Source organism: Falsiroseomonas oleicola (assembly GCF_019029495.1).
In the GTDB taxonomy this organism is placed as follows: domain Bacteria; phylum Pseudomonadota; class Alphaproteobacteria; order Acetobacterales; family Acetobacteraceae; genus Falsiroseomonas; species Falsiroseomonas oleicola.
The window spans coordinates 1,175,022-1,186,844 of the sequence record NZ_JAERQM010000001.1 but is presented as its reverse complement, the minus strand read 5'-3'; the positions used below and the strand labels follow the sequence as shown (position 1 = coordinate 1,186,844).

Below are 11,823 nucleotides of genomic sequence, written 5' to 3'. Positions count from 1 at the left end.
GTGGTCGGTCCTTGGGGCGATGTCGCATCCGGAACGCCGTCGCACCGGTTCGGTTCATCGTATTTCAGCAGGAGCGACCGGTTTCCGCCCGGCGCCGCTTTCCGGTAGCCTGCGCCGGACCCCCGCGGAATCAAAATGCCACCCCAGACCGACGCCACCCCCTGCGCACCATCCGTGCCGAACCCGTCACAGGAGGTTCCGGTTCCCCCGGGCTATGCCGCCGGCGCGCCGGTGCCCTGGTGGCTGAAGCTCGGCGTGAAGCTGGTGCTCGGCGCCCTGCCGGTGCCACCCGAGGCCTGGCGCCGGCTCGGCCTGCGCCGCCATTCCTTCGATGCGCTGGACCCCGTGCGGCTGGTGCACCCGCTGTCCTGGCGGGCGCGGCGTTTCGAGGCCCTGGCCGGGCGGCCGCCGCGTGCCGTGCTGGAAGTTGGCCCCGGCGCCATGGTGCTTCGCGCGCCCATTGCCGCCGCCCTCGGCCTCGGCCCGATCTGGTACCTGGATGTGGAGGATGCGGCGCCACGCGACCTCGCCCCCTATCGCGCGGCGGCGGAAGCCGCGCGCCAGGCCGGGCTGACGCCGCCGGACCTGTCCGGCTGCGCGAACCGGGAGGAGGTGCTGGCCGCCTGCCATGCGCGCCTGCTGGTCGGCGGCGCGGCGCGGCTGGCGGAGGTGCCGGAGGCTTCGGTGGACCTCACCTTCTCCGAGGTCGCACTGGAACATGTGCGCAAGGCGGATCTCGCCCCGTTGCTGGCGGCGCTGCGCCGGGTGGCGGCGCCGGGAAGCCTCGGCCTGCATGCGGTGGATTTCCACGACCATCTCGGCGGCCGGCTGCGCCATCTGGCCTTCGGGCCGGGGTTCTGGGAAGGGCGGTCGGTGGCGCGCGCCGGGCTCTACTGCAACCAGCTCGGCCTGTCGCAATTCCTTGCCGCCTTCCAGGCCGCCGGCTTTGCCGCCACGGTGCCGGAGCGCCTGGTCTGGCAAATGCCGCTGCTGCCGCCGGGGGGCGCGCATCCGACGCTGGACCGGGCGCCGGAGGATGACCGAATCTGCCACGCCGCCATCGAGGTGCGACCGAGATGATCCCACGCCGCCTGCTGCTCGCCACCCCCGCCTTGCTCCTTGCAACCGGCGCTTCCGCACAGCCGGCCTGGGCGCCCGAACGGCCGCTGCGCTGGATCCTGGGCTATCCGCCCGGCGGCGGCTCCGACCTCATCGCGCGGCTGCTGGCGCAATCCATGGCCGGCACGCTGGGCCAGCCGGTGGTGGTGGAGAACCGGCCGGGCGGCGGCGCGCTGCTGGCCAGCGAGCTGGCCGCCCGGGCGGCGCCGGATGGCCATACGCTGTTCACCGGCGACAATGGCATCCTGGTCTTCAATCCCTTCCTGCATGACCGGCTGCCCTATGACCCGGTGCGGGATTTCCGGGCGATTGGCGGGCTGGCGCGGTTCCAGCTTCTGGCGCTGGTGCCGGCGGACAGCAATCTGCGCGACCTGGCCGGGCTGCGGGGCCTGGCGGGGCTGAGCTATGGCTCCTCCGGTGTCGGATCGCCGCAGCATCTGGCCGGGGCGCGGCTGCTGCGCCAGGCCGGCGCGACGGAGGCGACCCACATCCCCTATCGCGGCGGCAGCGCCGTGCTGACCGACCTGATGGCCGGACGCATCGGCTTCGCCATGCTGGATACGGCCGCCGCGCTGCCCCAGATCCGTGAGGGCCGGCTGCGCGCTTTGGCGATCGGCTCCGCCCAACGTTTTCCGGCATTGCCCGATGTGCCGACGGCGGTGGAGGCCGGGATGGAGGGCTATGTGGTGGAGGCCTGGCAGGGGCTGGTGGTGCCCGCCGCCACGCCGCAGCCGACGGTGGACCGCCTCGCCGCCGCCCTGTCTGCCGCCCTGGCCGATCCGGCGGTGCTGACCCGCCTCAACGCCGGAGGCATCGGCGCCATGGCCAGCGGCCCGGCGGCATTCGACGCCATGCTGGCGGCGGAACGCGCGAGCTGGGGGCCGCTGATCCGGCAGATGGGCATCCGCCTCACCGGCTGAACCTCCGGCCCGTCAGCCCGGCGGCGGGGGGCGGTGCCGGCGCAGGCGGCTGAAGCGGCGGAACAGGCCGCGCTTCGCGATCGCCTCGAACATCTCCTCCGGCCCTTCCGGGTCCAGCACCTCATGATCCGCCAGCCAGGCCTCCACCGCGCTGAGGTCCGGCGTCTCATAGGCCACCAGGGTCCGGCCGGGGCGGCGCAGCGATTCGATGGTCTGTATCAGCGATCCGCTGCGCGCCAGCGTCGCCGCCACCTCCGCCGGGGTACTGCCCAGATGCTCCGCCAGCAGCCCGTCCCGCACCCCGGCGATGGCGGGGCGCAGCGCCGCATTGGCGTGCAGCCCAGCGTCGATCACCACGTCGCATTCGGTGTCGAGCCGCAGCGAGCGGTTGTTGAAATTGGAGGAGCCGACGCGGAGCACCTGGTCGTCGATCACCAGGATCTTGGCATGCACATAGATCGGCTGCCCGCCCGCCGTCACCGGATGGTAGATGCGGAAGCGGCCATGTGTATCAATGCGGCGCAACGCCTCTCGCAGCCGGGCCCGGGCGGAATCCATGGCGATGGGCTCCAGCCAGCCCTGCGCCGAGTCCGGGTTCACCAGCACGATCTCCGGCCCGTCCGCCTCCTCCAGCCGCCGGGCGATCGCCTCGGCGATGCGGCGGGAGGCGAAGTACTGGCTTTCGGCATAGATCATCCGCCGGGCGCTGGCGATCAGGTCCAGATAGAGCCGCTCGATCTCCCCGACGGCCGGGCAGTCGGGCATTTCCGGCCTGCTGCGGGCGATGCCCAGATCGATGTCGCGGAACTGCACGGGCAGATCCTCGGGCCAGCCATCCTCCGCGACGTCGAGCGGGGCGAGCGGCTGGCCGCCGGCCCGCGCCCACCGGTCCCGGGCCAGTTCGCCGAGCGCCGCCGCCGCGGGGCCGTCGAACGCCATGGTGGCGTCGTGCCAGGGCTGGTAGGCATGGCCACCCGGGTCGGTGCGGCGCGGCTCCGCATCGGCGTGGTCGCTGGTGTCCCAGCGATGCGCGGTCATGTCGATGCCGCCGCAGAACGCGATGGCATCGTCGATCACCACGATCTTCTGGTGGTGGGAGCCGGCGGGCGGATGCCGGCTGTCCAGCCGGGATGTGATGCGCGGATGCGCCTTCCAGCGCAGCAAGGTGAGGATGGTGGTGCCGCGGAACAGGGCCTTCAGCGCGCCGAGGTCCCAGTGCAGCAGGCAGATCTCCAGTTCCGGCCGGCGCTTGACCAGCCAGAGGATGAAATCGCCCAGCCGCCGCGGCGCATCGGGCGAGTCCTCGCCCGGGATGAGCTCGATCCTGGCATCGAAGTCCCAGCCGATCAGCAGGATTCGGCGTCGCGCCGCCAGCATCGCGGCGCGTGCCGCCCGGAAGTAATCCGCCGCGTCGACGACGACCGTCGCCCGACGGGCACGTTCGATACGCCAGCAATTCTCACCCGGCCGCAACAGGCCCGTGGCGCCGTCGCCTGCCGGCGAGTGGTTTTGTGCGAGCTCGGCCTCCATCATCTCCCCTGCTGCGATGCCGCGTCCTGGCCGGGACGCCGTTGCGGACGATGCCATCCTGGCACGCGCTGCAGCGCAGCGGTGGGGTGAAGGTTCCCGTGACGGTTACGGGGCCGCGCCGCTGCTGGCGCCGAGTCAAAGCGGGGTCGAGGGGATGTCAGGGCCTGTGGATAAATCTGTGGGTTGACAGGGGCGGATTGCAGGCCGCTCCGCGCCGCTGCTGCCACCGCCTGTCTCTTTCCCGTTGCAAACCATTGATCGAACGTCAATGCGGTCACGCGGCCACTTTGGCAAGTCTTTGAAAAAACAACGTATTTTAGAATCGGGCCTCCGCGAGCCTTTTGCAGGTCAGGTCGCCGGGCAGGCGAGGCCCCGTGCAGGCGTATGATGGGCGGCGGCGGTGGATTAAATCGGTCTCGCGCCGCACAAATTGACCGGATTCGGGGCGGGCACCTGCTCAATCCGGAAGCGGCGCCGGCACCTCGGGCAGCAGGGCGGCGATGCGCGACAGGCCGCGATCCCGCACCCCCATGGCCGCCAGATGGCTCAGAGTGTTCAGCAGATAGTCACGGTTCGGACCCATCTGCCCCACGCCCTGGGCAATGGCCCGGGCCGCGGCGGCTTCCGCCAGGCCGCGCACATACAGCCGGCAGCCGCGATTGGCCACATAGGTCACCGCCGGCACCACGGGCCGCCCCGGCTGGTCCAGGCAGCGCACCGGCAGCACGCGGCGGTGATAGACCACCTCCGACCCATCAGGCAGTTCACGATCGTCCAGGTAGCGCAGCACCTCCGCCGCCGCCGCGCCGGGCACGCGGAACACCACGCCCCGGCAGGCGCCGCCGCGATCCAGCCCCAGCACCAGGCCGGGCGCCTCCGGCGTGCCGCGATAGCGGTGCGACCACAGGCAGAAGCGGCGATGGAAGCCGGGCAGCAGCGCCGGATGGCAGCCGGCATGGTCGAAGCCGGGCCGCCAGATCAGCGAGCCATAGCCGAAGACCCACATGGCGCCCTGATGCAGCGGCGGCGGTTCGGGCGCGATGGGGAGAATGGAAGGGGGTGCCTGCACGGGGGGACGCGTTCGGGCTATAGCGCCCCGTATCATGGACATGAAGCCCCCCGCCGCCCCGCGACGGCGCCGCCCGCTCGGCCAACGCCTCGCCCTCGGCGTGGTGGTGCTGCTGCTTCTCCTCGGCGCCGGCCATGCCGTGCTCTGGCGGGTGATGGCCAGTCAGCTTGAGGCTGGGCTGGCCACCTGGGTGCAGATCCGCCGCGCCCAGGGCTGGCGTGTGGACCACGCCGCCCCGCAACGCGGCGGCTGGCCCTTTTCCGCCACGCTCACCTTGGGCGCCGTGCGGCTGGAGGGCGGCAGCGCCACCCTGCCGGGCGGCATGGTGCTGGAGGCGGAGCGGGTGGTGCTGCGCGTCACCCTGCCCTGGCTGCACCGCCTGCGGGTGGAGATGCCCGGCGCCCAGCGCCTGCGCATCGCCGGCGGCGAATGGCGCTTCGCGGCGGATGAGCTGGTGGCGCTGGTGCCGCTGGAGCGCGACACCCCGCCGCGGGAGGCGCTGCTGCTGGCCGAGCGGCTGCGGCTTTCCACCCCCGCCGGCCCGATGGAGGTGGCGCGCGCCAACCTCGCCCTCGCCAACTCCTCCACCGCGACGGAGGGCGAGCCGGCCCTGGCATTCTCTCTGGTGGCGGAGGCGGTGGACCTGCCCATGCCGGCCGACGCCCTCGGCCCCTTCGGTCGCCGCATCGAGACCTTCGCCGCGGATGCCGCGCTCAGCGGGCCGGTGCCGGGTGGCCGCGTGCCGGCGCAGCGGGCGGAAGCCTGGCGTGATGGCGGCGGCGTGCTGGAACTGCGCAGCCTGACGCTGCGCTGGGGGCCGGCAGAGCTGCATGCGGCCGCGACGCTCGCGCTGGATGCGGGGCTGCAGCCGACCGGCGCCGGCTCCCTCCGCCTGACCGGCGCCGGGCCAGCGCTTCAGGCGCTGTCCGATGCCGGGCTGGTCGGCCGCCGCGCCGCCGGCACCGCGCGGATCATGCTGCCGCTGATGTCCCGCCCCACGGCGGCCGGCGCCACGGAGATCGAGGTGCCCCTGACGATCGAGGACCGGACCATGGCCGTGGCGCGCATCCCGGTGATGCGCTTCGCGCCGCTGGACTGGCCGGGAACCAGCGCCGCCCGTTAAGCCCCTGCGCGCCGCGCCCGCCAGTTGGTGGCGCGTTCGAAGGCGTGGCCGGCGCGCAGCACCATCGCATCCTCGAAGGGCCGGCCGATGAGCTGGGCGCCGACGGGCAGCCCACCCGCGCCGAAGCCGGTGCAGACCGTCAGCGCGGGCTGGCCGGTCAGGTTGAAGGGGATGGTCAGGCCCGGCGTCTCCAGGCTGGCGAATTTCGGAACATCCTCGATCCGCGGCGCCTCCGCCGGCTGGGCGGCCGTCAGCAGCAGGTCCAGATCCGCCATCGCCGCCGCGACCTGCTGGCACAATTGCCGGCGGCGGCGCTGCGCCTGGAGGTAGTCCGCCGCCGTGACCAGCGCGGCGAGCGCCAGCCTTTCCCGCAGGATTTCGCCATAGTCGCGGAAGCGGCTGCGGAGCCAGGGCTCATGCACGGCATGCGCCTCCGACATCAGGATCAGCCAGCCGGCCGCGTGGAATTCCGCCAGCGGCGGCAGCGTCACCTCCCGGATTTCGGCACCCTCGGCGCGCAGCACCTCGGCCATGTGGTCCACGCCGGCGCGGACGGCGGGGCTGGCCTTCAGGTCGGTCTCGTGGAAGTGCCGGACGATGCCGATGCGCAGGCCGCGCAGGCCATCGTTCAGCCCGGTGAGAAGGTCGGGCGCCGGGCGATCGGCGGAGGAGGGGTCGGCCGGATCATGGCCGGCCATCGCCTGCAGCAGCAGGGCGCAATCCTCCACCGTCCAGGCCAAGGGGCCCGCCGTGTCCAGGCTATGCGCCAAAGGCAGCACGCCGGCGCGGCTGCACAGCCCGTAGGTCGGCTTGATGCCGGCCAGGCCGCAGAGCCCGGCCGGGCCGCGGATGGACCCGCCGGTGTCGCTGCCCGTGGCGCCCAGCACGATGCCGGCCGCCAGGGCCGCCGCGCTGCCGGTGGAGGACCCGCCGGTGAAATGGGCGGGATTCCAGGGATTGCGGGCGGGCGGCCAGGGCAGGTCGAAGGAGGGGCCACCCCAGGCGAATTCATGCGTCGCCGTCTTGCCGATGGTGACCGTGCCCGCCGCCGCCCAGTCCCGCACCGCGGCGGCGTCACGGGTGGGGACATGGTCCTCCAGGATGCGGGAATGCGCCGTGGTGGGGATTCCGGCGGTCTCGTAGATATCCTTGTGGCCGACGGGGATGCCGTCCAGCGGCCCCTTTAGGTCGCCCGCCATCTGCCGCGCCTCGGCCGCCTTCGCCTGGGCGCGGGCGAGGTCCGGCGTCAGGCGGATGAAGGCGTGCAGGGTCGGGTTGCGGCTTTCGGCGGCGGCCAGGGACATCCCGGCCAGTTCCACCGGGGACAGCCGCTTCGCCGCGATCTGCCGCGCCGCCTCGGCGATCGACAGGGGCAGGCCCGTGCTCATGGCCGGGCCGCCTGGAAGATCGTGGCGGGTTCCAGCGCCACATCCGGCTGCGGCCGCAGCCTTTCCAGCGCGGCGGCGAGGTGGCGGGAGGCGCGGTGCACGCTGGCGCGCTCCTCCGGCGTCAGTTGGATGCCGGCGCGGGCCATCATGGCGTCGAACAGCACTTCGGGCAGCGGCTCCGGCATGGCGGGCATCCTTCCTGGCCGTCCGATCATGCGGATATCCGCGCGCCTGTCATCCCATTCCGCGCACGGCGCGGGCCATCCCCCCTCGCGGGGCAGGGCGGGGCTGTGGTAATTGCGCTGCGGCGTCTCCGTAGCTCAGCCGGATAGAGCACCAGATTCCTAATCTGGGGGCCGTGGGTTCGAATCCCGCCGGGGACACCATTAGCCTTTGTTCTCGAATGTTTTTTCCGTTTCCTGCGCTTCAGCCCCACGTTAAGCCCCACACCCGGTGGGGGTGGTCGCAGCACGCGCGGTGAATGTGCGGCGTACTTCTGGGACAATGTGGATCGGCGCACAGCGCGGCGAGGCCACAGCCGGCCCCGTCCTGTAAGGGCTGTAGTGCATCCCGAACGGCGCCCACATTGCCCGGCTACGGAGGTAGGATGCGCGCCGCAATCAAGCAGATAAAATTGATAGGAGCGGAAGCTTTATCAAAGCCGTGGCTATGGTTTTCGCTTAGCTGCTTCTTCGGCGTGCTAGCCATTCTGAAGCATGGAGATGAACCGAAGCTACGCGGCCTCGCCGAGCTTTTCCGCGGCGCATCAGCTATTGCCTGGCCACTGCTGGTCATGTGGGCCGTCTGGATTTTTCGCCGAGAGGCTCAAGCCCTTATCGGAAGGGTTCGGAAGTTTGGACCGGCTGGCGCGGAATTCGCTGACGCGGCGGTGTCCTCACAGCTAGCAAATCGCCCATTCGAGGAAATCCGCAAAAATTTCGGGACAGACGGCGCTCTCGGCGATGTCGTCACTGCAAAAATCAAAGATATCCATACAGTTATGGATACCGACGTAGGAGACAACTCGCTGAAAAGGGAGACGTGGCTGCTCGAGAAGTACGCGAATGCCGCGCTGATAAACAATGCCCTGTTCAACTATCTCGCCATCTTTCGATCTCAACTAGAAGCGCTGGAGGCTATGTTAGCAAGTGCCGATCCGATCGATCTTCGCCCGTTCCACGAGCTGCACGTCCAGCGATACACAGCTGCAACGCAAGACCAAATCGACGTAAAGCCGCCGCTCGATTTCGAAACCTGGCTTAGGTTCTTGCACCTTCAAAATTATGTGGAAGCAAGGGAGAATCACGGTAGCGCTACGGCGGAAGGTTCTGCATTCATTCGATACGTTAGAGCGCAAAACCTTCCTCGTTTTCAGTTGTTTTGATACCTTTCGCGCTGCATCATCGGAAAATCTCGGGATTTATGAAAGACGGGCTCCCCACGCTGGTACCTTGGGCGAGGCGGTTAGAGCACGCTGCGTTCGCTTGAACGCATATTGCTCTATAGATATAGATCTACCACCGCCCCCCGACCGGCGCACTATAGGTCCCTAGCGGGACCTAGGTGCGCCATGCCCCACAGGCCGAACGCGTTGCCGCGCCACACGCGGATTAGGGCGAAGCCGGCTTGTCCTAGTGCGACGTAGAGCGTGCGGTCGGTGAAACCGGGGCGTAAAGCCTCCGCCGTCTTGACGTCCAGAGCCTTGCGGCGCCGCGCCATCTACCCTCGCACCAGACCTTCTAGCAAGGTTTCAGGGAATCGAACTTCAGCGGCCACCACAATCGCCCCCACACTCGGCACTGGTTAGGGGTGATTACGGGTGATCATCTGTGACCATGCCGAAGGGCGCAAAACGCGAGGCCGGGTGCGGCTTTCAGCCGAACTTTGACCACCCGTGACCATCTCTAATTATTCGCAGCGATTGCCGGGGAGACCACTTTCCTTGGTCGCCGGCCGGCAGGTCTGCCCCCCGCCCATCAATGATCGTAATGCAGCCGCAGCTCCTGCCGCCCGTCCGGCAGCACGGCCTCCGTCGCCCGGTCGGCCGCGCGGCGCAGCATCAGCGCGGCGAGGCGCGCGGCCAGGGCGGCGTCCTCGGCATCCTCCAGACTTGGCGGGCTGCCATCGGCGGGCAGCAGCGCCTCGCCGGCCCAGCGCAGCGTGACATCCAGGTTGAACTCGTCGAAGCGCGCCGCCAGCTCCACCGCCGCGCCGGGGGCGAGCAGGCCGGGCAGGGCCTGGGCCACCTCCTCCAGCGCCGCTTCCAGCCGGGCCACCACCTCCGCCCGCGCGCCCCAGGCGGCACCGGACTGGTGGGCGAAATCCTGGAGCACCGCCGCCCCATCCTCCGGCCGCCAGACCAGCCGGCGCTGCTGCGCGGTGCCGATCCGGAAGGCCGCCACCAGCCCCAGCGCCACCACCATGGCCAGCACCAGGGAGGATGACACCAGCAGCCGCGCCGCCGGCGGCAGACCGACAAATATCTGCGGCGCGGCGTCGTAGGACAGGCCGATCACCAGCGCCACGCCCACCACCAGGGTGCGCCGCGCATCCATCAGCCGCTGGGTGACGATGCCCATGCCGGTCACCGCGATGAAGGCCGCCGCGAAGAACAGCGCCGCGCCCAGCACCCCGCGCGGCACCGCCAGCACCACCGCCGCCGCCCCCGGCACCAAGGCGAGGCCGATCCACAGCGCGCCCACCGCCAGCCCGACCCGCCGGGCCGTGACCCCGGTGGCGATGGCGAGGCCGACGCTCGCCGTGTAGCTGTTCACCCCCGGCACGCCGAGCAGGCCGGCCATGCAGGTGCCGAGCCCGTCCGCCAGGGCGCCGGCCCGCATCTGCCCGTAATCCGGCCGCCGCCATTGCGGGTCGGTGGCCCTCTGGCAGGCCACCACATCGCCGCAGACCCGCACCAGGCAGGCCAGCGCCCCCATGGCGAAGCCGGGCAGCAACGTCCATTCCAGCGCCGGCATCGCCACCGGCCAGTGCGGCAGGTGCCAGGCCACCGGCACCGGCAGCAGCGTCCCGCCCATGGCAAGCACGCCGGCCACATGCGTCGCGAAGCCCAGCACCAGCCCGGCGAGCACCGCCACCGGCCGCCAGCGCGGCCCGCCCCAGATGGTCGCGCCGATGATGACCAGCAGCGCCACCGCCGTGGCCGGCAGGTCATCCGTGCCGCGATCCATCCCCGGCCCGAAGCCGAGCATCAGCCGCAGCGCCAGCAGGCCGAGGCTGACGCCGATCATCAGCACCACCAGCCCGACCAGCTCCGTGGGCAGCCAGGGCCGCAGCCGCTTCACGGCGAAGGACAGCAGCACCTGCGTCACCCCCGCGACCAGCGTCATCGCCGCCACCGCGCCAAGCCCGCCGAGCTGCGCCGCGATCAAAGTGGGCGGCAGGTAGATGGCGGTGAAGACGGAGGGCAGCAGGAAGCCGGAGCCCACCCCATGCCGCCCCCAGGCCTGAAGCAGCGTGCCGATGCCGAGCGCCAGCATGGCCAGCGAGAGATAGGAGGACAGCATCCCGGGATCGGCGCCTGCCGCATCAGCGACGATCAGCGGAAAGACCAGGGTGACGGAGCCGAGGCCGATATGCTGGAGCGCGGCGGGCCAGAGGATGCCGGGCGGCGGCGCGCTGCCCAGCGTCCAGTGCGTGGTGGTATCCTCCATCCGCCTCCCTTGGGCCTGCACGGGCCGGTGGGGGAGACTACACGTCCCGGTTGCGAATTGTGAACCGCGACATGGCCGGCGGCCTCATCTTCCCGGGAAGCCCTGGGGGCAACGGCGGTTCAGGCCGCCTTCGCTGGCCCCGCATCCAGCAGCTTCGCGAACCAGGCGATCGAGCGCCAGATGCCCTCCGGCCGCGGTGTCATCCCTTCCCGCTGCAGCAGCGCCGCGGTGCGCCGGCTGGCTTCCGCCGGCGGCAGCACCCCGCCCGCGAGCCGGCGATACAGCGCCGCCGCGCGGGCCACATCGTCGCGCGCCACGCGGCGTTCCCGGTCGGCACGGCTGCGCAGGAACACCACGATCTCCCGTTCCGCCGCCGCGCTGGTGGCCTCCCCGCGCGCCGCGGCGGCGGCGGCGAGCGTGGCGCGGGCGCCTTCCGCCGTCAGGCCGTGGCGGGCGACGCCCTCCACCAGCAGGGCGCGCTCCGCCTCCGGCGGCAGCGGACCATCGGCCAGGCGCAGCCGCACCAGCTCCGCGAAGCCGTTGGGCGGTGGCGCCACCGCCTCCGCCCACAAGGCCGGGCGGGGGCGGGACCCGGTGCAGGCGGCGCAGGGCAGCAGGGTGGTGCTGCCATCCAGCTCCATCAGCCGCAGCTCCACCGTCATGTCGGGATGGCGGCGCAGGACCTCGGCGGCGGCCTGTTCCATCACCGTCTGGTGCTGCACCAGCTCATCCGCCGGGTCATCCGTCAGGCGGCGCTTGGTGAACAGGTTCATCGCCCCGCAGTCGCGGTGATTGACGAAGACCACCTTGCGCACGCCGTGCAACTGGCGCGATGCGGCCAGGTTCTCCCACAGCGCCTGGCTCCAGGCCGGGCGGGCGGGGTCCACGGCGGCCAGCGCCGCGCCGGCGATGCGCAGCTCCGCATAGCGGTTGGTGCGGCCCACCGCCTCCATCAGATGCGTCACGTCATCGACCAGGCGCGGGTCGATGCAGCTCACCAGGA

General features: G+C 71.2%; 10 protein-coding genes and 1 tRNA gene. 5 read left to right on the top strand and 6 right to left on the bottom strand.

The genetic code is table 11. The features are described from left to right. The first annotated feature begins 135 nt into the window (after positions 1 to 135). Both JJQ90_RS05675 and JJQ90_RS05670 read left to right on the top strand, forming a co-directional pair. Positions 136 to 1,080: a methyltransferase domain-containing protein gene (locus JJQ90_RS05675; protein ID WP_216873470.1), complete on the top strand. Its 945-nt coding sequence runs from the start codon at positions 136 to 138 to the stop codon at positions 1,078 to 1,080. Continuing rightward, positions 1,077 to 2,039, top strand: coding sequence for a Bug family tripartite tricarboxylate transporter substrate binding protein (locus tag JJQ90_RS05670; protein WP_216873469.1), 963 nt, complete (start codon positions 1,077 to 1,079; stop codon positions 2,037 to 2,039). The genes JJQ90_RS05675 and JJQ90_RS05670 overlap by 4 nt, the downstream gene beginning before the upstream one ends. A gap of 12 nt (positions 2,040 to 2,051) precedes the next feature. Here JJQ90_RS05670 and JJQ90_RS05665 read toward each other — a convergent pair whose 3' ends face one another. Then, positions 2,052 to 3,572: a phospholipase D-like domain-containing protein gene (locus tag JJQ90_RS05665; RefSeq protein ID WP_230410348.1), complete on the bottom strand. Its 1,521-nt coding sequence runs from the start codon at positions 3,570 to 3,572 to the stop codon at positions 2,052 to 2,054. A gap of 454 nt (positions 3,573 to 4,026) precedes the next feature. Then, positions 4,027 to 4,638, bottom strand: coding sequence for a gamma-glutamylcyclotransferase (locus JJQ90_RS05660; RefSeq protein ID WP_329959378.1), 612 nt, complete (start codon positions 4,636 to 4,638; stop codon positions 4,027 to 4,029). Positions 4,639 to 4,678: 40 nt separating this feature from the next. On the opposite strand from JJQ90_RS05660, the gene JJQ90_RS05655 reads away from it, so the two are divergent. Next, positions 4,679 to 5,761, top strand: coding sequence for a DUF2125 domain-containing protein (locus JJQ90_RS05655; RefSeq protein WP_216873468.1), 1,083 nt, complete (start codon positions 4,679 to 4,681; stop codon positions 5,759 to 5,761). Here the strand turns inward: JJQ90_RS05655 and JJQ90_RS05650 are convergent. Both JJQ90_RS05650 and JJQ90_RS05645 read right to left on the bottom strand, forming a co-directional pair. Further along, positions 5,758 to 7,149, bottom strand: a complete 1,392-nt coding sequence (locus tag JJQ90_RS05650) for an amidase (protein WP_216873467.1) — start codon at positions 7,147 to 7,149, stop codon at positions 5,758 to 5,760. The genes JJQ90_RS05655 and JJQ90_RS05650 overlap by 4 nt on opposite strands. Next, positions 7,146 to 7,334: a hypothetical protein gene (locus JJQ90_RS05645; protein ID WP_216873466.1), complete on the bottom strand. Its 189-nt coding sequence runs from the start codon at positions 7,332 to 7,334 to the stop codon at positions 7,146 to 7,148. The genes JJQ90_RS05650 and JJQ90_RS05645 overlap by 4 nt, the downstream gene beginning before the upstream one ends. Positions 7,335 to 7,458: 124 nt before the next feature. Here JJQ90_RS05645 and JJQ90_RS05640 point away from each other — a divergent pair. Beyond that, positions 7,459 to 7,535, top strand: a tRNA-Arg gene (locus JJQ90_RS05640). 221 nt (positions 7,536 to 7,756) lie between these two features. Beyond that, complete coding sequence (locus JJQ90_RS05635) at positions 7,757 to 8,533, top strand: hypothetical protein (protein ID WP_216873465.1); 777 nt, start codon at positions 7,757 to 7,759, stop codon at positions 8,531 to 8,533. Between the two features lie 592 nt (positions 8,534 to 9,125). Here JJQ90_RS05635 and JJQ90_RS05630 read toward each other — a convergent pair. Continuing rightward, positions 9,126 to 10,820 carry a solute carrier family 23 protein gene (locus JJQ90_RS05630; protein ID WP_216873464.1) on the bottom strand — a complete coding sequence of 565 codons (1,695 nt, stop codon included), beginning with the start codon at positions 10,818 to 10,820 and terminating at the stop codon, positions 9,126 to 9,128. 119 nt (positions 10,821 to 10,939) lie between these two features. Further along, positions 10,940 to 11,818, bottom strand: coding sequence for a hypothetical protein (locus JJQ90_RS05625; protein WP_216873463.1), 879 nt, complete (start codon positions 11,816 to 11,818; stop codon positions 10,940 to 10,942). Positions 11,819 to 11,823 lie beyond the last annotated feature (5 nt).